The organism is uncultured Mailhella sp., from assembly GCF_944324575.1.
In the GTDB taxonomy this organism is placed as follows: Bacteria; Desulfobacterota; Desulfovibrionia; order Desulfovibrionales; family Desulfovibrionaceae; genus Mailhella.
In genome coordinates this window covers 13572-37237 of sequence record NZ_CALUWV010000005.1, presented here as the reverse complement: position 1 = coordinate 37237, position 23666 = coordinate 13572, and the positions used below count along the sequence as shown (strand labels likewise).

22 protein-coding genes are annotated in these 23666 nt (G+C 60.4%); 1 reads left to right on the top strand and 21 read right to left on the bottom strand.

Annotated features, from left to right (window positions below):
• Positions 1-66: 66 nt before the first annotated feature.
• The 8 genes from smpB to Q0J81_RS01250 form a co-directional block, all read right to left on the bottom strand.
• Positions 67-516, bottom strand: coding sequence for an SsrA-binding protein SmpB (smpB, locus tag Q0J81_RS01285; protein WP_294445591.1), 450 nt, complete (start codon positions 514-516; stop codon positions 67-69).
• 176 nt (positions 517-692) lie between these two features.
• Positions 693-1541, bottom strand: a complete 849-nt coding sequence (rsmI, locus tag Q0J81_RS01280) for a 16S rRNA (cytidine(1402)-2'-O)-methyltransferase (protein ID WP_294445590.1) — start codon at positions 1539-1541, stop codon at positions 693-695.
• Positions 1468-1935 carry a YraN family protein gene (locus Q0J81_RS01275; protein ID WP_294445589.1) on the bottom strand — a complete coding sequence of 156 codons (468 nt, stop codon included), beginning with the start codon at positions 1933-1935 and terminating at the stop codon, positions 1468-1470. Before Q0J81_RS01275 ends, rsmI begins: the two co-directional genes overlap by 74 nt.
• Positions 1929-2591 (bottom strand): ribonuclease HII, encoded by a 663-nt coding sequence (locus Q0J81_RS01270; protein ID WP_294445612.1) that lies wholly within the window; start codon positions 2589-2591, stop codon positions 1929-1931. The genes Q0J81_RS01275 and Q0J81_RS01270 overlap by 7 nt, the downstream gene beginning before the upstream one ends.
• Positions 2592-2862: 271 nt before the next feature.
• Positions 2863-3210 (bottom strand): 50S ribosomal protein L19, encoded by a 348-nt coding sequence (gene rplS / locus Q0J81_RS01265; RefSeq protein ID WP_294445587.1) that lies wholly within the window; start codon positions 3208-3210, stop codon positions 2863-2865.
• A 29-nt stretch (positions 3211-3239) separates the two neighbouring features.
• Entirely contained in the window at positions 3240-4556 is a 1317-nt protein-coding gene (trmD, locus tag Q0J81_RS01260) for a tRNA (guanosine(37)-N1)-methyltransferase TrmD (RefSeq protein ID WP_294445586.1), read from the bottom strand.
• Between the two features lie 6 nt (positions 4557-4562).
• Positions 4563-5168, bottom strand: coding sequence for a ribosome maturation factor RimM (gene rimM / locus Q0J81_RS01255; protein ID WP_294445585.1), 606 nt, complete (start codon positions 5166-5168; stop codon positions 4563-4565).
• The gene (locus Q0J81_RS01250; RefSeq protein WP_294445584.1) at positions 5168-5404 is read right to left on the bottom strand and encodes a KH domain-containing protein; all 237 of its coding nucleotides are present in this window, start codon (positions 5402-5404) and stop codon (positions 5168-5170) included. Before Q0J81_RS01250 ends, rimM begins: the two co-directional genes overlap by 1 nt.
• A 347-nt stretch (positions 5405-5751) precedes the next feature.
• Here Q0J81_RS01250 and Q0J81_RS01245 point away from each other — a divergent pair, with 347 nt between their 5' ends.
• Complete coding sequence (locus Q0J81_RS01245; protein ID WP_294445583.1) at positions 5752-6345, top strand: nitroreductase family protein; 594 nt, start codon at positions 5752-5754, stop codon at positions 6343-6345.
• Positions 6346-6513: 168 nt separating this feature from the next.
• Here the strand turns inward: Q0J81_RS01245 and Q0J81_RS01240 are convergent, their stop codons facing one another.
• The 13 genes from Q0J81_RS01240 to Q0J81_RS01180 form a co-directional block, all read right to left on the bottom strand.
• Entirely contained in the window at positions 6514-7749 is a 1236-nt protein-coding gene (locus tag Q0J81_RS01240) for a Zn-dependent hydrolase (protein WP_294445582.1), read from the bottom strand.
• A complete protein-coding gene (locus Q0J81_RS01235) occupies positions 7733-8134 on the bottom strand; it encodes a hypothetical protein (RefSeq protein ID WP_294445581.1) in 402 nt (133 codons plus the stop codon). Before Q0J81_RS01235 ends, Q0J81_RS01240 begins: the two co-directional genes overlap by 17 nt.
• Complete coding sequence (locus Q0J81_RS01230) at positions 8104-8970, bottom strand: aminotransferase class V-fold PLP-dependent enzyme (RefSeq protein ID WP_294445579.1); 867 nt, start codon at positions 8968-8970, stop codon at positions 8104-8106. Before Q0J81_RS01230 ends, Q0J81_RS01235 begins: the two co-directional genes overlap by 31 nt.
• 74 nt (positions 8971-9044) lie before the next feature.
• Complete coding sequence (locus tag Q0J81_RS01225) at positions 9045-9782, bottom strand: amino acid ABC transporter ATP-binding protein (protein ID WP_294445578.1); 738 nt, start codon at positions 9780-9782, stop codon at positions 9045-9047.
• Entirely contained in the window at positions 9779-10420 is a 642-nt protein-coding gene (locus Q0J81_RS01220) for an amino acid ABC transporter permease (RefSeq protein ID WP_366937496.1), read from the bottom strand. Before Q0J81_RS01220 ends, Q0J81_RS01225 begins: the two co-directional genes overlap by 4 nt.
• Positions 10421-10425: 5 nt before the next feature.
• Entirely contained in the window at positions 10426-11091 is a 666-nt protein-coding gene (locus tag Q0J81_RS01215; protein WP_294445576.1) for an amino acid ABC transporter permease, read from the bottom strand.
• Positions 11092-11456: 365 nt separating this feature from the next.
• On the bottom strand, positions 11457-12266 hold the full coding sequence (locus Q0J81_RS01210) for a transporter substrate-binding domain-containing protein (protein ID WP_294445575.1): 810 nt from the start codon (positions 12264-12266) through the stop codon (positions 11457-11459).
• 302 nt (positions 12267-12568) lie between these two features.
• Complete coding sequence (gene atzF / locus Q0J81_RS01205) at positions 12569-13984, bottom strand: allophanate hydrolase (protein ID WP_294445574.1); 1416 nt, start codon at positions 13982-13984, stop codon at positions 12569-12571.
• Between the two features lie 390 nt (positions 13985-14374).
• Positions 14375-14701 carry a P-II family nitrogen regulator gene (locus tag Q0J81_RS01200; RefSeq protein WP_294445573.1) on the bottom strand — a complete coding sequence of 109 codons (327 nt, stop codon included), beginning with the start codon at positions 14699-14701 and terminating at the stop codon, positions 14375-14377.
• Positions 14702-14734: 33 nt separating this feature from the next.
• Positions 14735-16117 (bottom strand): ammonium transporter, encoded by a 1383-nt coding sequence (locus Q0J81_RS01195; RefSeq protein WP_294445572.1) that lies wholly within the window; start codon positions 16115-16117, stop codon positions 14735-14737.
• Positions 16118-16732: 615 nt separating this feature from the next.
• The gene (gene glgP, locus Q0J81_RS01190) at positions 16733-21013 is read right to left on the bottom strand and encodes an alpha-glucan family phosphorylase (RefSeq protein WP_294445571.1); all 4281 of its coding nucleotides are present in this window, start codon (positions 21011-21013) and stop codon (positions 16733-16735) included.
• Positions 21014-21107: 94 nt separating this feature from the next.
• On the bottom strand, positions 21108-22301 hold the full coding sequence (locus Q0J81_RS01185) for a glycoside hydrolase family 57 protein (RefSeq protein WP_294445570.1): 1194 nt from the start codon (positions 22299-22301) through the stop codon (positions 21108-21110).
• Between the two features lie 3 nt (positions 22302-22304).
• Positions 22305-23633 (bottom strand): glycosyltransferase family 4 protein, encoded by a 1329-nt coding sequence (locus Q0J81_RS01180; protein ID WP_294445569.1) that lies wholly within the window; start codon positions 23631-23633, stop codon positions 22305-22307.
• Positions 23634-23666 lie beyond the last annotated feature (33 nt).

The following is a 23666-nucleotide window of genomic DNA, read 5'->3' as shown; positions in this document are numbered from 1 at the left end:
GAACGCCGCCTTCTGTGTTTTGTGAAAGGCATGGTTTCAGCGCCGTGCGTCGTGTCCGCACGAGCCTTAGCGGTGCGCAAGCTCCCGTTCCATGTCGCGGGACTCGGCGCGTCTCTTGAGCTCCTCTCTCTGGTCGTGCAGCTTGCGGCCGCGCGCGAGGGCTATTTCCACCTTGACCTTGCCGTGCTTGAAATACAGTTTCGTGGGCACCACGGTGAGGCCTTTCTGCTCGATGCGCGTGGTGAGCAGGTGAATCTCGCGGTGATGGAGCAGAAGCTTCTTGTCCCGGTCGGGATCCTGAAGAACGTAGCCTCCGCGATCGTAGGGCGCTATGCGCATGCCCACGACGAAGGCTTCTCCCTCGCGGCATTCGACGAAGCTGTCGCCGAAGCTGACCTGACCGGCGCGGATGCTTTTGACCTCCGGCCCGGTAAGTACGATGCCCGCTTCAAAAAATTCAAGAAATTCGTAGTACTGACGGGCTTTGCGGTTGTCTATGCGCGGCGTGTCGGCCATGGGGATGCTCCTGAGAACAAGGATGGGGAAAAGAGGTGCTCTGCATGAAGAAGAGGACGGAATGAAGGCAGAGCATTTTTCCCAAAGAATTCACTGGCTGAGTACCATACAAGCCGTCGTCCTGCAAGGAGCGGAGAAAATTCCGCACGCGGGATGGACGACGGCTTTTGCGGTTCTCAGTCCTTCATGCCGGAAATGAGGGCGTATACTTCGCCCGTGGTCCATCCCCGGGCGCGCGACTGCACGCGGCGGGCTACGGCGCGGGGAGCGCCGCCCAGAGGGCGTTCCTCCTCGATGAGCGCGAGAATCTCGTCGCGGCTGCTGCGGGCGGACTGTTCCGGCGGGCCGATCACGACGGTGACCTCGCCGAGAATGCCGGAAAGATCGGGCATGCTCTCGAGACGGAAGCGCAGGTATTCCTCATGCGTCTTGGTGAGCTCGCGGGCTATGCACACGTCGCGCGGGCCGAGAAGGGCCAGGGCGTTTTTGAGGGTTTCCTCAAGCCGGTCCTTGCGTTCGAAGAAGACCAGAGTGGCGGAAATGGCGGCGTAGGGGGCGAGCGTGTTTTCCTGATCTGAGCGCTTGCGAGGCAGGAAGCCGAAGAAGACGAAGGGCTGGGGAGGAATGCCGGAGCCTGCAAGGGCGGTGACCGGAGCGCAGGGGCCGGGAATGACGGAAACGGGAAGTCCCGCCTCGCGGCAGGCGCGGATGACCACATAGCCGGGATCGGCCATGACGGGCATGCCGGCGTCGGAAATGAGCGCGATGTTCTTTCCCTCGCGCAGCATCGCCAGCACGGCGTCGGCCTTTTCCTTTTCGTTGTGGTCGTGATAGCTCATGAAGCGGCGCACGGTGACGCCCCAGCGGGCGCAGGCAAGACCTTCTCGCTTGGTGTCTTCGGCCAGAACGAGGTCCGCTTCTTCCAGACAGGCACGGGCACGGGGAGAAAGATCACCAGGGTTGCCAAGAGGAGTTCCCACCACCCACAGCGTGCCGGGTTCCGTGATCTGCGTATTCGATGACATTTCGTATCAGCTCCGTTTGGTAGGTTCCTGTCGAACGCTCCACGCAGGCAAGGTCGAAGCGGCAGGGGACGCCCCAGGCGTCGTGAGCGGCCATCCATGCCTGTGCGGCGCGCACGAGCCTTTCCTTCTTGACGGCGGTGAGAGCCTCGAAGGGGCGCTGCATCCCGCCTTTTGCGCGGGTTTTTACTTCCACGAACACAAGAGTTGCACCGTCTTCGGCCACAATGTCGAGCTCGAGATGACCGCTGCGCCAGTTGCGGGCCAGAATGCGCCAGCCAAGGCCCTTCAGCATGGCGGCTGCCGCCTCTTCCCCTTCCGCTCCGGTTCGCGCGCCCTCAAGAGAAGGCTGCTCGGAAGAGGCGTCTTTTTTTCGTGGTCTGAGCACGTTCAGCACAGCCAGCCCTGCTCCTGCACCCTGGGCGGCAGAACCCCGCGAAAGTCGAGACGGTGCAGAGGGCACGGTCCGTATTTTCTGAGCGCTTCCCTGTGCTCCTTCGTGCCGTAGCCCTTGTGCCGGGCAAAGCCGTATTCCGGCCAGCGGGCGTCGAGTCTTGTCATGAGTTCGTCGCGGAAGGTCTTGGCCAGCACGGACGCCGCGGATATGGCAGGAACCTTGGCGTCGCCGTCCACCACGGCCTCCTGTTCGGGCAGGGGAATGCCGAACTGGCGGAAATAGAGCGGGGGAATGATCTGCGTGCCGTCGATGAGCAGACGCGCGGGCACGCTTTTTTCCTTTGCTCCCATGCGCACGCGCATGGCGGCCACGGCGCGCGTCATGGCCATGAGCGAGGCCTGAAGAATGTTGATGCGCGAAATTTCGTTCATCCAGGCGAGGCCTATGCCCCAGCCTACGGCAAGCGAGCGTATTTCCCCGGCAAGGCGGTCGCGTTCCTCGGGTTTGAGCACCTTGGAGTCGTCGAGGCCCATGAGATCGAAACCGTCGGCAAAAATGACGGCTCCGGCCACCACCGGTCCCGCCAGACAGCCGCGTCCGGCTTCGTCGGTTCCTGCGGTAAGCATCTGCTGCGAGTCGGGAGCGCTGAAAAGCATGCCCTGTTCAATGACGACGGCTTTTTTGCGGGATCTGGCCATGAGTCACCTGAAAAGGAAGTGAGAATTCACGGGGCTGAAGGCGGAGCACCGTGTTTCCGGGGAGAGGAAAACGGACGTTTCGCCTGAAAGAGAGCGACGCGCGCCTGTCTTCGTGCCCTGGCCGTGCGTCCGGAGGGACGGGCCTCATAGACAAAATCCCCTGCCGGAAAGCGCCGGAAGGGGATTTGTCTGCACAAAACACAGGCCCGGGCAGCGCCGGGCCGGAATTTTAGTAGCGGTTGCGGGGCTTGATGCGGGCAGCCTTGCCGCGCAGCTCGCGCAGGTAGTACAGGCGGGAGCGGCGCACGCGGCCTTCGGTCACCACTTCGATGTGGTCGATGAAGGGGGAGTGCATGGGAAGGATGCGCTCGACGCCGACGCCGTCGGAAATCTTGCGGATGGTGAAGGTGGCGCCGGTGGTGCCGCGCTGAATGCGGATCACGTTGCCCTGGAACATCTGGATACGTTCCTTTTCGCCTTCAACGATGCGCAGATACACCTTGAGGGTGTCGCCGGGCTTGAAGGACGGGATGTCCATGCGCATGTGTTCGCGTTCGATCTGCTTGATGATATCCATAGGGGGACTCTCCTTGAGGAAAATGGTGTTTATCCCCGATCGCCGAGGAGCCTGTCCAGAAGGATGGCGGCAGCGGCGCGTACGGGAAGATGATTGTACTCGTCCATCCAGCGCAGCGGAGGCAGGATGGCGTCGCATTGCTCCAACACCTCAGGCGCAATGCCATGCCCGGTTCCGAGAAGAAGGAGCACGGGCCTGTCCGCAAGACAGCGCCGCACCTCATCGAAGGTGGTCGCCGGCCGGCGTTCCCGGTGTTTTTTATCTAGGACAGGCTGGGCACTGGTGCCGACCACAAGGGGCGGCAGGCCGCGATCGGTTGTCAACGTCGCAATCGCGCTTTCCAGAGATTCCTCGGGCCTGACCAGTCGAAGGGCCTCGGCTCTGTCGGGATTGAACGACAGCCCCGGCCCTTCCGTCCAATGAGAGAGCAGTGTTGCCAAGAGTCTGCGCTGATCCTCCAGCGGCGTGACCACGAAGAATCCACTGATCCCATAGGTGCGGGAAATTCGTGCTATATCGTGAATGTCGAGGTTTGTCAAAGATGTTGTGCCCGTTTTCCGATTTTTTAATCGGACCGGGTGATGGAGCAGAGCTACATGGAGATTCTTGCCGGGACGGAACCTCGATTCGGCGCGCAGCACCTGTCGGTCGTGATGCGTGAGCACGGCATGATCGAGCAGATCGGGCCGGTATTTCGCGGTAGCCAGCACGGACTGATCGCGTCGCCATGCGGCGATGAGCGCATGGTTTCCGCCTTCAAGCACCTCGGGCACGCGCAGCCCCTCGAACACGTCGGGCCGCGTGTACTGCGGGTATTCCAGAAGGCCGTTGCTGAAGCTCTCCTCGTCGCCGGACTCGTCCTTGCCCATGAAGCCGGGCTGGAGCCTTGCCGTGGCTTCGATGACGGCAAGGGCCGCCGCCTCGCCGCCGTTGAGCACGGCCTCGCCCACGCATACGGGCTCCACGGGCAGAAGATCGAAAAGCCTCGCGTCGAAGCCTTCATAGCGGCCGCAGACAAGCGTGATTTCCTCTTCTTTGGCAAGTTCCCGGGCAAAGGCCTGCGTGAAGGGGCGTCCTGCCGGGGTAAGGGCGATGAGACGGCCCTTCCTTCCGTTGCAGGGGGCAAGCTCGCGCAGCGTGCGCACGAGCGGGTCGAGCATGAGCACCATGCCCGGGCCTCCGCCGTAGGGGCGGTCGTCCACGGAATGATGCCGGTCCGTGGACTTGTCGCGAGGGTTGGCAAAGGAAAATTCCACGATGCCCGCTTCGCGGGCCTTTTCCATGAGACCGCTGGAAAGGGGCGAGTCGAACCACTCGGGGAAAAGCGTGACGAGATTGTAGCGCATGACGGGTTATGCCTTGCGGGAGGAGTCGTCTTCCGCGTCCCTGTCGTCCTGTCCGTCGTCGGGCGTTTCTGCCGACGCGCCTTCGCGGTACAGGTCGAGCAGACCTTCCGGCGGGGCGATGGTGGCCGTTTGGGCGGAAAGATCCACGTCGAGCACGAATTCGGGCACGGCGGGGAAGAGAATTTCGTACCCGCCTTCTTCCTCAGGCGCGCGGATGACCCACATTTCCTGTCCGGCGGGAAAGTCCACGTCCTCCAGCTCGCCGACGGGCGTACCGTCTTCAAGGCGCACGGAAAGCCCGATGAGGTCGCGCAGATAGGGTTCGTCCTCGTCGGCCTCGGGCAGGAAGGATGCGTCGATGAGCAGTTCCTGACCGCGCAGACGTTCAGCCGCCGAGCGGTCGTTGCAGCCTTCAATGCTGAGAATGAGCTGATCCTTCCACAGATGCCATTCGCGTATGCGCACGGGCCGCGGCGCAAAACGCCCGGCGCGCAGCATGAGCGGCTTTTCCAGAAGTTCGGCGGAGTCTGCGTAGTAGTCCACGCGAATGTCGCCCTTGACGCCGTGGGGCTTGGTGAGTCGCCCCAGAACTACGAGAGAGGAGGCAGGCATTATTCGAGAATTTCCAGAACGACGCGTTTCTTGGTTTTTGCGGACACGGCGCCCAGAAGGGTGCGGATGGCCCGCGCCGTGCGTCCCTGCTTGCCGATGATCTTGCCGAGGTCGTCTCTGGCCACGGAAAGTTCCAGCGTGGAGGCCTGTTCCCCTTCGGTTTCGCGCACGGAAACCTGATCGGGGTTGTCCACCAGCGATTTGGCGATGAATTCCACAAGTTCTTTCTGCTGCATGTAAGCTCTCCGCACGTTTTCCCGGAGCATGAGGAGAAAACGCGAAAATTTTTTTCAGACTATCATTCCCTTCCTGCGCCCGTCAATGAAGGGAAGAGGGCCCGGGGCGGAAGGATCGGTCGCCTCTTCGCCTGGAGAGACGTGTCGGAAGACGAAGACGTCTTTTTCTGCTACAGGAGTGAAAAGGCCTTGAGAGTTGTTACGCAATTGTGCGGAAGCGTTTTCTGCGTGCGCCGGAAAACAAGAGTTCTTTATCCTGCTTTTGAAGAAGAGAACTCATGGAGCGGACCGGCGCGTTTTATGTTCATCATTGTACCCGGCAGCGTCCGGCCCCAAAAGGAGTCGCCATGGCATTGCGACATTTCATGCTTTCTTTTCTGGGCTGCCTTGTTCTGTCCGTGTCCGCGCATGCTGCGGCAGACAGGCTGGAGCTTCCCGCCCCGCAGAAAACGGGCGGACTGCCCTTTATGGAGACGCTGAATGAAAGACACGTGGAGCGCACATTTGATTCTCGTCCTCTGCCCATGCAGGAAGTGTCCAACATCCTGTGGGCGGCCTGCGGCGTGAATCGCAGTGACGGCAGGCTCACCGTACCAACGGCCATGAATCGGCAGCTCGTTGGCGTGTATGCCGTGCTGCCGGACGGCGTGTACCGCTACAATGCGCAGCAGAATGTTCTTGAGCAGGTGCTTCGTGGCGATTATCTGAAGCAGTACCGGAACGGTGCGCCCATGGTTCTTCTGCACGTGGCCAGGGAAAGCGACCGCTGCTCGCCGTTCCATATCGGCTCCATGTACGAGAACGTGGCGCTGTACTGCGCGTCGGCAGGACTTGCCAATGTGATGAAGGCTCAGGAAACGGACAGGCTGGACGGCAAGCTCCCTCTGCCTGACGGCTGGAAGGTCTACATGATTCAGCCCGTGGGATATCCCGCAAAGTAGGCATGCCGGATGTTCCGGTCGGACCGCGGCTTGATTTTCTGTGGCCTGTCCGGAAAAATGCGGCAGGTTCTGACGGAAAAGAGCCCCTCGGCTTTTCATCGTTTTGCCGCGGGGCTCTTTCATGTCGGGGAAAGGTGCAGACGGGATGACGATGTGCCCTCTGTCCTGTCAGTATCGGGCAAGAATGTTCATCAGCGCCTGAACACCCGCTTCCATGTCTTCCGGTGAGGCGTATTCTTCCGGGCAGTGCGACACGCCGTTTCTGCATCGCAGAAAGATCATGGCCATGGGCCAGACGCGGGACATTTCCGCGGCGTAGTGTCCGGCTCCGCTGGAGAGCATGGGGCAGTCGCCCTGAACGGCGGTGACGGCCTCGGACACCTGACTGATGAGGGCTGGAGAGCATTCGGCGAGGAGGGATTCGAAGAACGGCGCGTACAGGAAAGTGAGGTGCCTTTCCCGGCAGATGCTTTCGGCAGAGGCAAACATGGCAGCCAGCGCCTCGTTCAGTTCCTCCGTGCGGCAGGAGCGCACGTCGAGCCTGAGGTCGATTTCACCGGGAATGCAGTTGGCCGTGTTGGGCGTGCAGGTGATGTAGCCCACGGTGCAGTACAGAGAATCGCCGTACTTTTTCGCGATCTGCTCCAGCGAGCTGATGACGGCGGCTGCGCCCATCATGGGGTCCTCGCGGCAGGACATGGGAATGGTGCCTGCGTGTCCGGTTCTGCCGATGATGCGGATGTTGAAGCGCCGCGAGCAGTTGATGCCCGTTACGGCTCCCAGCTGCCTGTCGTATTTTTCCAGCAGTATGCCTTGCTCGATATGCAGCTCGATATAGCCGCACAGGCTTTCGGGCGCCATGCGCGCCCCATCCACGGCATCGGGGTCCAGACCGAAGTCCAGCATGGCCTGACGCAGCGATATGCCGTCGGCGTCCACGGCGTCGAACCACTCCTTTTCCCAGAGACCGGCAATGGCGGCGCTTCCCAGATAGGTGACGCCGAAGCGCGCGCCTTCCTCGTCGGCAAAGCCTGCAACTTCCACGGCGTGCCGGGGACGACGCCCCTGTTCGTGCAGACGGGCTACGGCTTCAATGGCGGCAACGACGCCGAGCGTTCCGTCATATGCTCCGGCTCCGACCACGGTGTCGAGGTGAGAGCCGAGCATGATGGCCGGAAGCGAGGGATCGGTTCCTTCCATGCGGCCGCGGATGTTTCCTGCGGCGTCCACGTGCACGCTCATGCCTGCCTGCTGCATCCAGCTTCCCACAAGGGCGTTGGCCTTCTTGTGTTCCGGCGTCAGATAAAGTCTGGTGACTCCTTCCGTTGTTCTGCTTATGCGGGCAAGTTCCGTCAGTCTTTCGGCGACGCGCTGCGCCGCATTGTTGTTACTGGTGCTTGTCATAGTAGTCCCATGCCCCCTGTACGGCCTTGCCTTCGGGAATGTGCAGTCCAAGTCTGACGAGCACGGCCTCAAGTGCCGCCAGCGTCGTCAGCACGCAGTCCTTGCGGGCGTTGTATCCCATGGTTCCTATGCGCCAGATGCGTCCCTTGAGCGGTCCGAAGGATGAGCCTATTTCAATGCCGAAGTCGGAAAGCAGCATGCTGCGCACCTGTTCGCCGTCCACGCCGGAGGGAATTTCCACGCCGAGCACGTTGTTCATCTTGTGCGTCATGTCGCCGAAGGGCTGCAGTCCCATGGCCGTGATGCCGGCAAGCATGGCGTTTCCGTGCAGTCTGTGCCTCTCCACGGCATGGTTCACGCCTTCCTGGCAGAAATGCGCGCGCATTCCCGGGCGCCGTACAGGGCCGTGGTGGCCTCGGTGTGATGATTGAGTCGTTCCTCTCCCCAGTAGTCCATGAGCATGCATACGTCGAAGTAGTTTGACTGTATGGGCACTTCGCCTCCGCACTGATGCGAGGAGGTTCTCACGCCTTCCTCCACGAGGCGGCGGCGACGGCAGACTTCCACGAAGCGGGGGCTCATGGTGACGGGGGACGTGCCGGAAGATCCGGCAAGGCATTTCTGCAGGCCGGCGGAAACGGCATCGAGGCCCCATTCATCCGTCTTCAGCGTGTTGCCGCCCAGCGTGGCCGTGGCGTCCGTATAGAAGAGGACGTCGTAGCGGCGGCAGATTTCGCCTATTTCCTCAAGAGGCTGGGCCATGCAGGTGGACGTGTCGCCGTGCACGGTGAGCAGAATGCGCGGGCGTACCCTGCGTATGGCGTCCTCCACTTCGTCGGGGGAGAAGATTTCGCCCCATGGACGCTCCACGGTATAGAGTTCTGCGCCGCATCGACGGGCTATTTCGCACAGAAGCAGGCCGAAGCGTCCGGCCACGGTGACGAGCACCTTGTCTTTGGGGCGAATGGAGGAAACCAGCAGCGCTTCGATGCCTGCACGGGAGGTGCCGTCCACAAGGAAGGTCTGTTCGTTGGAAGTCTGGAACACTTCGCGGTAGAGCGCCATGGTTTCGTTCATGTATCCCGTCATGGCGGGGTCGTATTGTCCTATGAGCTGGGCGCTCATGGCGCGGAGCACTCTGGGGTCGGCATTGATGGGCCCGGGACCCATGAGCAGGCGGGCCGGCGGATTGATCTGATCGTATGCGTTCATGTCGAACATGTTGCCTCTGTGGGTTGAAGGAATGAAGGTTGTCGAGGGGCTGCGGCCCTCGTTGTCGAATGCGGACGGTCTTTCTACAGGCCTGCGCGGGCGCGGGAAATGAACTGCTCAAGCTCTGCCGTCTGCGGATGTCGGAACAGTTCCTTTGCCGGGCCTTCTTCGTGTATTTTGCCCTTGTGCATGAACACGACTCTGTTGGCGACATCGCGGGCAAAGGCCATTTCGTGCGTGACGAGCACGAGGGAGAGCCCTTCGCTGGCCAGTTGTTCCACGACCTTGAGCACTTCTCCCACGAGTTCGGGATCGAGGGCCGAGGTGATTTCGTCGCAGAGCAGCATGCGCGGCTTCATGGCCAGGGCGCGGGCTATGGCCACGCGCTGCTGCTGACCTCCGGACAGGCCGGAAGGATAGTAGTCCATGCGTTCGCCGAGCCCCACCTTCTCGAGCATTTCCTCGGCGAGAGTCCGGCATTCCTTTTCCGGCAGGCCGAGAACCAGCCGGGGGGCCAGCATGACGTTTTCCGCGGCCGTGAGATGGGGGAACAGGTTGAACTGCTGAAAGATCATGCCGATGCTCCGGCTGATTTCCCTGGCCTTCTTTTCGTCGGAGGTGATCAGCATGTTGCCGAAGCGTATCCAGCCTTCCTGATAGTCTTCGAGACCGTTCATGCAGCGCAGGAGCGTGGACTTGCCCGAACCGGACTGACCGATGATGGCCACGGATTCTCCCTGCCGAATGTTGAGGTCGATGCCCTTCAGTACATGATTGTCACCGTAATATTTCTGCAGACTGCATATGGTCATGATGTTCATCGCGAAGATCCTTCGAGACGGCGTGCGAGCCGGGAAAGGGGAAAGCAGAGGAGAAAGTAGCCGAGGGCAAGCAGACCGTAGATCTTGAACGGCTCAAAGGTGGCGTTGGTGAGCACCATGCCGACCTTGGTCATTTCCTCGAAGCCGATGACCGACGTCAGGGACGTGTTCTTGATGAGCTGCACGATGAATCCCACGCTCGGGGCCGCGGCAAGACGGATGGCCTGGGGCATGACGACGTGTCTCATGGTCTGGGGGAACGAGAGTCCGAGAACGCGGCAGGCTTCCCACTGTCCGCGGGGCAGGGAGCGCACGGCGCTGTACCATATGTCGAGAAGGTAGGCCGAAGCGTACAGGATCAGGCATACGCTTGCCGCCGTCCACGGACTGACCTCGATGCCGACGAGAGGAAACGCGAAGAACACGAGGAACAGCTGCATGAGGATGGGGGTGCCCTGAAACAGATTGACGTAAAGGGAAATCGCCCGGTTTACGCGGGCGCCGCAGGTCAGCCGGAGCGTGAGCAGAACAAGCGTGAAGATCGCGCCGCCGCCGAGAGCCACCAGCGAGAGCGCCAGCGTCCAGCGCATGGCAAAGAGCAGGTTGCGGATGATGTCCCACAGTGTGAATTCCATCATCATGGTCAGTTCCCCCTGAAAAGAACTTTGCCGAGTCCCAGCATGGCGTGGCGCATGATGACGGCCAGAAGCAGATAGAGCACCGTTGCGGCCATGTAGGATTCAAAGGAAAGGAACGTGATGGACTGCGTATAACTGGCGGCATAGGTCAGGTCTTCGCAGGATATCTGCGAGATCACGGCGGAACCGAGCATGACCAGCACGCACTGGCCGACTATGGCCGGATAGACCTTGCGTATGGCCGGAGGAAGCACCACTTTCCGGTAGGCCTGCCATTTGCTCAGTCCCAGCACGCGGGCGGCCTCCCACTGTCCTTTGGGCGTGACGGCAATGGCCGCGCGGACGATTTCCGTGATGTAGGCGCCGAGATTGACAATGAGAGCCAGAAGTGCCGCTGGTTCGGCGGAAAGATGTATGCCGAGTTCCGGAAGGCCGAAAAAGATGAAGAACAGCTGCACAAGGAAGGGCGTGTTGCGGAACAGCTCCACATATGCAGTCCAGATTTTATACAGAAGGTTTTTTCTGCCGTTGCGTACGATGCCCCCGATGATGCCGAGAGCTACGCCGCCCGCCGTTGCCGCAACGGCCAGTTCCGCCGTAAGGGCAAGGCCGGAAGCAAAATGCTGGGCATAGTCGGCCAGCCCTTGAAAATTCAGTACGTAAGTGGCCATGATGAATCCTGAAAAAGGCCGGGCGTCCGCTGCAGTATCGGAAACGGGTCGCTTCCGAAAGAGCACGACATGCAGGCGGACGCTCCGGGGAGAAGAACGGGCCGGTCAGGAGGAAGGTGGCCGCCCGTCCGTCATCCGGCAGCGGTCTGAGGAGGGTGCTGCCGCCGGACGACGTTCAGAGAGTTTTTTGGAAAAAGGCGCATGACTGCGCTGCTTCTTGTTTTTTGAGCTGCTCCGGGAAAACGGATGCCCGCGCCGTCAGGCAAGTTCCGTGATCCCGGAGCTCAGGTGTTCCGGTGATCTGCAGAGGCTTAAGAGAGGCGGACGAATGTGCTGCATTTCTGAAGCCTCGGACAGCATTGTCCTCAGATTTCCGGTTCCTGATGAATCATGTCGGCGGGGAGGGGAACGCCGAGATAGGTTTCGGAGAGGCGATTCAGCGTGCCGTCCTCGAAGGCCTTGGTGATGCCCTTGTTCAGCGCGGCCTTCAGGGCGGGTTCATTCTGCCGCAGGCCTACGAAGTTGGGAGAATTGCGCAGGCTGAACTTCAGTTCGGGACGACGGTCGTCCTTCATGCGCAGGCGCAGAGCACCGGCCACGAAGTTCAGTGTGCAGATGAATTCGGTCTGACGGGACAGGTAGGCCTGACTTGTTGTGTTGGTATCTTCGTAGCGCTTGCAGGTCACGCTGTCGTCGATGAGCTCGGTGAGCAGCTGATCTTCAATGTTGCCGCGCGTCACGCTGACGCTGTGCCCTTTCAGGTCTTCCGGCTTTTCAACCTTGATGGACTCAGGGCCGAACACGCCGAGGTAGGTGGGGACGTAGGCCATGGCAAAGTCTATGGCCTTGAGTCGTTCGGCTGTCTTGCCCAGTGTGGAGATGACGATGTCTACTCTGCCGCTTTGCAGAAAGGCGATGCGGTTGGCTCCGGTGGCCGGGACAAGTTCGCACTTCACGCCGAGATCCTTGGCCAGATACTGCGCCATTTCCACGTCGTAGCCGCGCATCTTCATGTCGGGACCTACGAAGCCGAACGGCGGATAATCCTGGGGAACGGCTACGCGCAGGACTCCCCGGCTCTGTATGTCCGCCAGTTGATCGGCCTGAGCCGCGCCATGAAATCCTGCAAGAAGCATAAGAGATACGGCAATGGAAAGAATGTTGCGAATGCTCATGGTGTTACCTCTTCTTTTCATAGACTGTCGTGTTGTGTCACTCAGTGTTCGCCATCTTTTATGCAAGAGCTGTGCCATAATAAAAAAGAACAATATTTTCATGACAATAGTGAATCGCAACATCACTGGAGTACAAGAAAGGCAATGCTGGTGAAACGTTATTGTCTCTGTTGTGTCACGTAATTGTTTCAACAGGTGCGGAGGTGGACGGCGTCAGTGTCGCTTCTTTCCGGCAGGCTGCGGCACAAAGGATGGCCGTTGCCTGCCGGAACCATGAGAATGAGCCTGGAAAGGGGGAAGCATCATTGCAGGCAGGCACCGAGAGGAAGGCCGCGCTTCTGAACGAACGTGTGAAGGCGCGAAGCCAGAGAAAGCAGGCTTTTTTCGGAAAAGGCCGGGGCAGCCATGGTGACGCCGAAGGGCAGATCCGCATGGGTACCGGGCATGCGCGCAATGGCGGCCGGTACGGAAACGGCGCACAGATCGAGAATGTTCATGAAGTTGGTGTATCGGCTCATGTTCACGTTGGTGGTCATGGGGTCCCGCCTGACCTCTTCGATGGTATAGGTCGTCGGTACGGTGGGAAGCAGCAGGAGATCCATGTGTTCAAAGTCCGCAGTTGTCATGCGTCTGAGTTCTCTGGCGCGATAAAGAGTGCGGAAGGTTTCTTCCGCGCTCCAGCGTCCCGCGCCGAGAATGATGTCGCGCACCACAGGCACGCAGTCTTCGGCGTGGGAGCGGATGAAATCCCCGAGCACGGCGGTCCGCTCGGCCATGTAGGGGCCGAAATACAGCATGTCTGCGGCCTCCTTGTACGGAGCATAGCGTATGGTCATGCATCGGCCGCCGATGGCGCACATATCCTCCACGGCTTTTTCCCAGGCTTTTTCCCAGGCCGTGTTTCCGAGAAAGTCCAGCGTGTCCGGAATGCCGAACGTGAAGGGACCGGTCTTTTCGACGGAAGTGCGCTTCGGGACAGTCCGGCTCCAGATGTCATCAGGATCGGGGGCGTCGGCGGTTCGAAAAACGTCGGCAGCATCCTCGCTTGTCAGCGCAAGAATGGACACACAGTCCAGCGAGGGGCAGGCGGGAACCACGCCTGAGGAGGACAGAAGGCCGCGGCTGGGCTTCAGTCCGATGAGGTTGTTGAGAGCTGCCGGAACGCGTATGGAACCCGCCGTATCCGTGCCCAGACTGAAGCTGACGAGGCCGCGGGCCACGGCGTGCGCCGAGCCGGAACTTGAACCGCCGCTGATGTAGGCAGCGTTGAAGCTGCACGGGCAGGCGCCGTAGGGGGAGCGTACGCCGACAAGTCCCGTGGCGAACTGATCCAGATTTGTCTTGCCCATGAGCACGGCGCCCGCGTCAAGCAGTTTCTGAACGACAAAGGCAGTTTTTTCCGCCTTGTACGAATATGCCGGACAGGCGGCAGTGGTCTCCATGCCTGCCACGTCCATGTTGTCCTTGACGGCAAAGGGAATGCCGAAGAGCGGATAGCGCTCTGCCAGATCGGGGGCATCAAGGCTGGCGGACTTTTCTTTAAGAAGACGGGCTCTGGCACGCACGTCCTGTTCCGATACGAGACTTATCCATACGCCTGGGGCTGATTCCCGGCGTATGCGGCGGGCAAGTTCCGCAAGGCCTTCTTCCATGTCGGCTCCGGCGGCATACCAGCGGCGTACGGCGTCAAATGTGGGAACGGAAGGAAAACTGGTCATGGTCGGCCTCCTTAGGTGGTGAGCAGGGTTCCGGAAATGGCGGGGCAGCGGGCGCGGGACAAAAAAGGGGGCAGTCCCGAGGAGCCCGGAACTGCCCCTGAATGGCGGGGAACACGCCGGTCGTGTTCCCTCAGGGAGGGGGGTATGTCGTCGAAATGTGTCCGTCCTTGAGCTGCCCGGCATTCGTTTATTCATGTCCTGAAGGACTCGAAGAAGAATGCGGGAGCGAGGACGGAAGGAAAGGAAATGGGAGTCATGCGGCAGGAGGTCTGACGGCCTGTCGTGTGATTTTTGAGGGAAGGGGAGGACGGGAGTCATCTCCCGTCCTCCTGCTTGTTTCCTGAGCGACCGCAGGGGGGGACAGATATATGCAGCCGCTCAGGAGAAAGCTCAGAGTGAGTCGCCGGTGCGTATTCTCCGGCTTTCGAGGACGTCCACGACATAGATGATGCCGTCGCCTTCGTGGCCGGTGGTGGCGCCTCTGGAAATGGCATCCATGGCCTTGTGTACGTCGTCTTCATGCAGGCAGAGCTCTATGCGTACCTTCTTGAGCAACGTTACTTCCGTGGCGACGCCGCGATACATTTCCACATAGCCCTTCTGACGGCCCGAACCGAGGATGTTGGTCACGGACATGCTGTAAAGTCCCTGAGCATACAGTTCCTGCTTGACGGTGCCCAGACATTCCGGGCGTATATAGGCAACTATGAGTTTCATGTTCTGCTCCTGATGATACTTGATGTGGTCGGACTACTCGTTGGAGAAGATCTGGAAGCCGCTGTAAACGTCGGTTCCGTGTTCCGTAATGTCCAGACCCTTGAGTTCCACTTCGCGGCTCACGCGCAGGCCGATGAGCTTGTCGGCGAGCTTGAAGGCGCAAAGTCCGGTGATGAAGGCCCACGCGCCTACGCTCACGGCGCCGAGAAGCTGGACGAGCAGCAGGTGGAAACCGCCGCCGTAGAGAAGACCGACGTTGGAGCCGTAGCCGGGAGCGGCAAAGAGACCGACAAGCACCGTGCCGAGGAAGCCGCACACGCCATGGACGGAAACCGCGCCCACGGGATCGTCGATGTGAAGCTTCTGGTCGACGAAGAGGATGGAGAGAACCACTACTATGCCGCAGATGATGCCGATGAAGATGGAGCCCACGGGAGAAACTTCAAAGCAGCCGGCGGTGACGCCCACAAGACCCGCCAGAACGCCGTTCATGGCCATGGAGGGGTCGGGCTTGCCGGTCATGAACCAGATGGTAAGCATGGAGGCGGCAAAGCCGGTGCAGGCGGAAAGGCAGGTATTCACGGCAATGTAGCCCACGGTACCGTCGGGCGTGGTGGTGGAGCCGCAGTTGAATCCGAACCAGGCGAACCACAGAATGAACACACCGAGAGCCACCAGAGGAATGTTGTGTCCGGGAATGGCGAGAGACTTGCCGTCGGGGGAATACTTTCCGATTCGCGGACCGACGCAGATGGCTCCGGCAAGGCCTATCCAGCCGCCCACGGAATGCACCACCGTGGAACCGGCGAAGTCGATGAAGCCGAGATTCTCAAGCCAGCCTTTGGTGTCGGCAAAGAGGCTGTTCCAGCACCAGCCGCCGCTGATGGGATAGATGAAGGCGCTTACCAGAATGGATACCATGATGTAGGCCTTGAAATCCGTTCTTTCAGCGATGCAGCCGGACACGATGGTGGCCGACGTGGCCGCGAACATGGCCTGGAAGAAGAAGAACGTCCAGGCCCATCCGCCTTCGGGCGTGGTGGGATCAATGAAGCTCATGCCGAAGGTGGGCGTGCCGATGAATCCGTTTGAGACGCCGAACATGAGTCCGAAGCCGATGATGAAGAACAGCGGAGTGCCCACGCTGAAGTCCACGAAGTTCTTCATGAGAATGTTGCCCGCGTTTTTGGCTCGGGTGAGACCGCATTCCACGAGGGCAAAGCCCGGCTGCATGAACATGACGAGCATGGCACCGAGCATGGTCCATATGATGTCGCCGTCCTGCTGGCTCAGAAACGAAGGGTCTTCTTCGGCCAGAGCCGTGCCGGGAACGAGCAGAGAAGTCATGGCAAGGGCTGCCGCTCCGAGGGACAGCAGGGACATTCGCCTAAAGGAAAGTCCTGTACGATTGAACATGGAAAAACCTCCTGTACGAGATGCCCTTCTTTATGCAGAAACCGTGCCAGAATAAAATTTTATTTATATTTTACGTAGTTGTTAAAAACTATGTCATTGGCGATGTGTGATTGATATATTTTTGTATCACCTCGGGCAAAATCCGCGGCAGGTACAAAGCCCGGAAAGAAAAATATAAAACGAGTAATATCAGTATATTACAAAAAAAATATGCTTTTGGCCTTTATTTGTACCGATGCGTAAGCGCGCGACGTGTGTTTCTGCGGCGGGAGGCAGGTCCAGATGCTTCTGGAACGCTGAGGAAGCTGTATCGGGTTGCCTCGGATCTTTTTTGAATCACGGGAAATACTGCGGCTTTTTCCGGACTGTTGTCGTGTTCTTTGAAGGATGAGCGGAAAGATGCGGGGGGGGGCGTCGTTCGGCATGGATGACTGTTTCATTTCTGTATCACGTTATGCAGAACACGTCGGAATCTCTGCAATATTGACGTGAAAAAAGCGGTCGTTCGTCTCCTTGTCGTACATGTTTTTTCGTACAACGGGGCTTTTGTTCATAAAAAAAGTGCCCGGAGCCTTTACGGGCTCCGGGCACTCGCATGCGAAGAGACTTCAGTCGTTACGCCCAGTGCACGAGGCCGGAACGCATGACGTTGTCCAGGGGATCAATGAAAGGAACGACGCGTACGCCGTAGGCGTGCAGGCCGGTGACTTGTGCCTCGCAGGAGGCTTCATAGACAAGGTTGCCGTTTTCCTCGCCGGTGAAGGCAAGGTTCACGATCTGCGGTTCGTCGGTGAAGTTCATGCCGTCGGTCACGCCGAGGACGAACTGCACGCGCAGTTCTTCCTTCTTCATGTCGCCGGGGGTGAGCGTGAGCTTCACGGTGAAGGGCTTGCCGCAGTACACGGTGTCGGCGTCAAGGCCGGAGAGCTCGATGGACTGGATGGCCGTGGTGTTGAAGCGACCGGGAATGCTCTCCATCCATGCGGTGACGGCGCGGGCCTTGGCCTGACGGTCGGCGTCCATGGCCACGCCGCGGCGGGCGGCAGGAATGTAGATTTTTTCCATGTAGTCGCGCACCATGCGGCGGCAGCCGTACATGGCGGTCAGGCTCTGCAGGGAGTTCTTGGATACGGCTATCCAGCCGTGGGGCAGAGCATCGGAATCACGCTGGAAGAACAGCGGAACCACGTCGTTTTCCAGAATCTGGTACAGGCTGTCGGCATCGGCGTAGTCGTTCTGTTCGGCGGAAAGGGTGGCATATGTGGCCTTGGGGCCGATGGTCCATCCGTTCTTGCCGTCGGCGCCCTCAACCCACCAGCCGTCGGAGATGCTGAGGTTGATGCCGCCGTTGACCGGCACCTTTTCGCCGCTCGTGCCGCTTGCTTCATGGGGACGACGGGGAGTGTTGAGCCACACGTCGCATCCGCGGGAGAGCAGGCGGGACACTTCGAGGTTGTAGTTTTCCACGAAGAAGATCTTGCCGTAGAAGCGCGGATCGCGGGACCAGCGCACCACTTCCTCGATGAGCTCGATGCCCTTGCTGTCGGCGGGATGAGCCTTGCCGGCCATGACGAGGACGGTGGGACGCTCGGGATCGTTGAGCAGGCGGGCCAGACGGTCGGGATCGGCAAAGAGCATGGTGGCGCGCTTGTAGGGGGCAAAGCGCCGGGCAAAGCCGATGATGAGGGTGTTCTGCGTGAGTGCGGAAAGCCACTTCGTGCGCTCGTCGCCGGAAATGTCGGAATAGGCGGTGCACTGGGGCAGACGTTCGCGCAAAGCGTCGATGAGCGCCTGTTTCTGGGCGCGACGTGCGGCCCAGTATTCATCGTCCGGAATGGACTGCACCTTGTTCCATGCGGGATCTTCGGGCTTCAGATCCAGCCAGTTCGGTCCGAGGTAGTGACCGAGCAGCAGGCGGAAGGCAGGGCCCACATAGGAGGCGGTATGCACGCCGTTGGTCACGTGGCCGATGGGAAGCTCCGCTTCGGTGAAGCCCTTCCAGATGTTGCGCCACATACGGCGGGAAACCATGCCGTGCATGGCGCTCACGCCGTTGGCCTGCGACGACATTCTGAGGGCAAGCACGGTCATGTCGAAGTTGTTGGGGTTGCCGCCGTCCTGACGGCCGAGGGCGAGAAAGTCCGCCCATTCCAGATCGAGCATTTCGGCATATGGCTGGAAGTAGCGGGCCATGAGATCCACGGAGAAGCGCTCGTTGCCGGCGTCCACAGGGGTGTGCGTAGTGAACACGCAGGAGCTGCGCACGAGGGTCTTGGATTCTTCGAGGGTGAGGTCATCGCCCTTCATATGCTGACGCAGGCGTTCCAGCACGAGGAAGGCGGAATGGCCTTCGTTCATGTGCCAGACCGAAGGCGTGATGCCGAGGGCCGCCAGCATGCGCACGCCGCCGATGCCGAGCAGGATTTCCTGACGCAGACGGACGTCGCGGTCGGCCTCGTAGAGGCGGGCGGTGACGCGGCGGTCGTCGTCATTGTTCTGCGGAACGTTGGTGTCCATGAGGTACAGGGGAACGAGACCGACCTGCAGTTTCCAGATGCGGGCATACAGCGTGCGGGTGCCGAGAGGTAGAGAGATCATGAGCGGCTCGCCCTTGTCGTCGAGCATGGCTTCGAGCGGCAGGCTGGCGGGCTGGTTTTCGGGATACTGCGGATTCTGATGGCCGTTCTTGTCCACGGTCTGCTGGAAGTAGCCGTTGAGGTAGAACAGGCCCACGCCGACGAGGGGCAGGCGTTCGTCGCTGGAAGATTTGAGATGGTCGCCGGAGAGAACGCCGAGGCCGCCGGAATAGAGCTGCAGGCTTTCATGCAGGCCGTATTCGGTGGAGAAGTAGGCCACGGGACGCTCGGCAGAAATGGCCGTGGTTCCGTCCTCCATGACGTCGGAGACGGTGGACTGGGCCATGTAGGCGTCGAATTTTTCGGCGAGCTTGTTCAGGCGGGTGACGAAGGTCATGTCGGAGGCAAGGTCGCGCAGACGGGAGGGCGGCGTGTTTTCCACCATGTAGATGGGGTTGTGGCCGCATTCTTCCCACAGTTCGGGCGACATGCCGCGGAACAGCGCCAGGGCTTCCGGCTGCCAGCTCCACCATACGTTGCCGGCGATGTCGTGCAGACGGCTCAGGGCCGCAGGAAGTTCAGACACGGCATTCAGCGTGCGCAGGAAGGGGATGGAAGAAGGACGCATGGCGAGTTCCTTGGAAAAATTGGCGGTTTGGGTGTGATTGGAGGCGTGGCGGCGGAAGTGCGCCTTTTCGTTGGCCATGGAATAGGCGTTCATGTAGAGTTTGAAGAATTCGCTCCAGTCGGCATGGGCTGCGGCGGCGCGCACGGTGCGGCGGCGCTGGTCGAGCTCTTCGTCGGAGCAGGAGGCGTAGTGCACGATGACGTCGGCCAGCGCGTCCACGGTCTTTGCATAGTCGTTGTTGCGGCGGGCGATGACGCCTATGCCCGGCTGCGTGCCTATCTTGGTTTCCATCTGGCGTATCCACAGGCCGAAGCCGGACAGATCGGTGGTGACGGTGGGCACGCTGTAGGCCGCGCTTTCATGGGGAGTGTAGCCCCAGGGCTCGTACCAGGAGGGAAACACGCCGAGATCGCAGCCGGAGAGCACGTCGAAATAGGGTATGTTGAAGAAGCCGTCATGACCGTCGAGCAGGGCGGGAACGAACACGACGTCCACGTTGTCGTCCGCGGTGTTGTTCAGACCGAGACGGCGGCAGGTGGTAAGTATGGGATCGTTGGGAGCGTCATACACCTTGTGGCTCGTGAGGAAGCCCGCACCGGGCAGGGAGGGATCGGCCACCGCGGAAGCGTCGCCGCTTATGGCGTTTTCGTCCACGCCGGTGTGGCCGCCCATCATGAGCATGAGGGCGAGCACCTTGCGGGAGGTGTTCTGCATGGACTTCTTGGCCCTGGCGAGAGCGTCGAGGAAGAGATCCACGCCCTTGTTGTGGTACTCGTAGCGGCCGGAGATGACGAGAATGCGGGTGTCGGGCGTAATGTCGCGGCGCAGCAGACGGCTCACGGGCTCGAGCAGGCGGGCGCGGTTGGCAAGGGCGCTTTCGCGGTCCGCGCTGTAGTCGTGAATGGCGGAGAGGTCGAGGCCGTTGTCGGTGATGATGTCGGGCGTGCGGCCGAGGAAGACGCGGGCCTCTTCGGCGGTGATGCCGCTCACCGTGGTGAACACGTCGGCTTCTCTCGCGCTCACGGTTTCCATGGAGCACTTGGCCGTGACGTTGTAGCGGAACGCTTCCTGAGAAGGCGAGATTTCCGACATTCTGGCGTAGATGTCCACGCCGTTGCCGGCCATGGCGCGGCCGAGCACGGTGGCGTGGGTGGTGAACACCGTGCCGATGGAAGGCGCGAGCTGCTTGAGCGCGAGAATGCCTGCGCCGCACATCCATTCATGGAAGTGGGCGATGCCGTGGCTCTTGTTGCGGGTGGAGAGCACCTGATGAATGGTGGCGATCACCTCGCCGCAGGTGTAGCTGAACAGGACGGGCTCGACGTAGTCCCAGCCGCCGGACAGGGAGTCCACGCCGAATCTCTCCCAGAGCTGACGCAGAATCTGGTTGGAGTCGTGGCGGCCGTTGAAGTCCACGAGAATGACGCGCGGTCTGCCGGGAATTTCCCAGCGGCCGAAGCGGCAGTGAAGGTCCTTGTCCTTGAGCGGGTAGCGCAGCGCGTCCCAGTAGGGCTCGTCCGTCTCGGTGAACTCGGTGTTGTGCTTGGTGTCGGGGCCTATGAGAATGTATTCGCCGTTGAAGGCGCGCATGGCCTGCTGTGCCTTGCTGGCGACAACCTCATAGATGCCGCCGACCTTGTTGCACACTTCCCAGCTGACCTCGAAAAGATGAGTGCGTGAAGGTTGATTCATGTAAGCTCCATAAAAAATGAATTCTGACAGGAAGACCCCCGCTTTCCCCCGAAAGAGGGAGAAAGAGGGGCCTTCCTGTCAGTTTCTGGTCATGTTACTGGTTGGCCTTCGCAAAAAGTCGTATGCGGAAGTCAGCCAGGACGTTCATAAAGTTGGTATAGGCGTCCAGCGGAGACCGGTAGGGGGAAAAGTACTTGTGCACATTGCCGTCCGAAGACTGAGGCGTGCCCATGTAGTACAGATGATCGGAGGTCTGCAGCTTTCTCCATGCTTCGTTGAGCTCAGGATCGTTGACGTATTTCACGAGCCCGAGACATTCGTACAGGGCGCGGAAGGCGTCTTTCTGCATGTCGTTGCCGAGCCATGCGGAAAGGTCACGCTCGGCATCGGCCCACGAGATGTAGTTCGGGATGTCCAGGTCGCCGCGGACAGGGTAGCGGTCGGCTGCCTCGGACACGGTGGCAAAGTCGAATTCAGGGTCGCTCAGCACGCAGTCCGGCAGCGCGCGCATGAAGTCGAAAATGCCCGTGTCGGCCCACTGATGTTCGCCGAAGGTCTCATAGTCCATGAACAGGTTGACGACGTCACCGTTGCCCTTGATGCTGTGCAGCCAGTCTGCAAACGTGTCGGCCATGAGCGGGTAGGCGGGCCAGTCGCGGTTGGAGAAGCGGAAGGCTATGTCGTCGGAGAGCGAGTAGCTGCGCAGCATGAGCTTCATGCCCGGGCAGCGCGCGGGCTCATAGACGAAATGCGGGCTTCTCCAGCCGAGCATGTTGTCCGTCCCTTCGGCAAGAATGACGTCGTACCCCATGTCGCAGGCCATGCGCGCCACGTCGTTGCTGTAGATGAGCTCGGTGTTGCGGAAGACGCGGGGGGTCTGGCCGAAGAGTTCGCGCATCCTTTCGCGGTGACGCATGACTTCGCCGCGGAATTCGTCTTCAGAAAAGAGACAGGCGAGGGAATGATTGTCGGTTTCGTCGAGGAATTCCACGCAGCCGGTGCGTGCAAGGGCGCGGAAGCTGTCCAGAACTTCGGGCGCGTATTCCATGAACTGGTCGATGACGATGCCGGTGAGAGAGAAGGATACGCGAAAGCGTCCCTGATGCCGTTTGATGAGTTTGAGCAGCAGGGCATTCATGGGCAGGTAGCATTTTTCGGCCACCTTCTGCATGACGTCGCGGTTGTGCTGGGCATCCTCATAATCGTTCTTCGCGCCCATGTCGAAGAAACTGTAGGGGCGGAGGCGGTAAGGCTGATGAACTTCAAAGCAAAAGCATACGGAAGGCATGGCTTAACTCCGGGCATTGGGGCAGACATGAGCGTAGGCGTCGAGAATTCCGTCGGCGGCGCGTTCCCAGGTGAGAGACTGAAGCGACTGCTGACAGAGTCTGAGACTTTCGGCGGCCATTTCGGGATGGTTCAGCACGTCCAGGATTCTGTCGGCCATCTGACGCACGTCCCAGTAGTCCACGGTAAGGGCTCCGGGCAGCACTTCGGCGCAGCCGGACTGCTTGGAAAGCAGAATGGGCGCACCGCACTGCAGCGCTTCCAGAGGCGCGATGCCGAAGGGCTCGGACACGCTGGGCATGACGTACAGCGAGGCCATGGAATACATGTGCTGCACGTCCTTGCCTCGCATGAAGCCGGGGAAGTGGAACCGGCTGCCCATGCGAAGCTCTGCCACGCGTCGTATCATGCGCGGCAGAAGATCGCCGTTGCCGGCCATGATGAAGCGCGCCTCGGGCATTTCGTTGAGCACGAGCCTCGCAGCTTCCACGAAGTATTCCGGTCCCTTCTGGAAGGTGACCCGGCCCATGAAGAGCACGCGCTTTTCGTTGCGCACAAGTTCCGGAATCTCGAACGTGGGCACCTTGTCGTGCAGAAACGCGCCGTTGTATACCACGGAAACCTTTTCCGGGGGGACTCCGTAGCGTTCCACGGCGACCTGCTTGGTGCGTTCGCTCACGGCAATGACATGATCGGCGGCCTGCAGGCCGTCCCGCTCGATGTTGTAGATCTTGTCATACCCGTGATCGCCGCAGCGGTCAAATTCCGTGGCGTGCAGGTGCGCGACGAAGGGCAGGCCGCTCAGCCGGCTGGCCGTCATGGCGGCGGGATAGGTCATCCAGTCGTGGGCATGGATGACGTCGGCCGGCTTTTTCATGTGTTCTTCCAGCACCACGGCGGAGGCGGCGGTGGTGAAGCGGTAGACCTCGTCCATGAGGTCGTTGTGGTAGCCGCCGCGGAAGTGGCTGATTTCATCGACGTACTGGTCGTTTTCATTGAAAACGTCGGGATCTATGCCGAGCTCGCCGAAGTTCGTGCCGCCGTAGGGGTTGAGATTCGCGCGTACGGGACGCATGAAAAGGTGGGAGAATTCGTCGGACGCCTGCTGACGCCGCACCTTTTCCACGGCCTTTTTCAGGGCGCGGGAAATGGGCACGCCGGAGGCGGATCGCAGAAACGTTCCCGAAGCAGACTTCTCGGCCCGCATGCTGGGCAGAATGAAGGCGATGTCCACGCCCCGCTCCATGAGGCCCTGCGTTATGCCGTAGCAGGCCGTTCCCAGTCCTCCGCTGATATGCGGCGGAAATTCCCATCCAAGCATCAGAACGCGCATATGATGTCCCCCGTTTTGTCGGGTAAGGAAAAA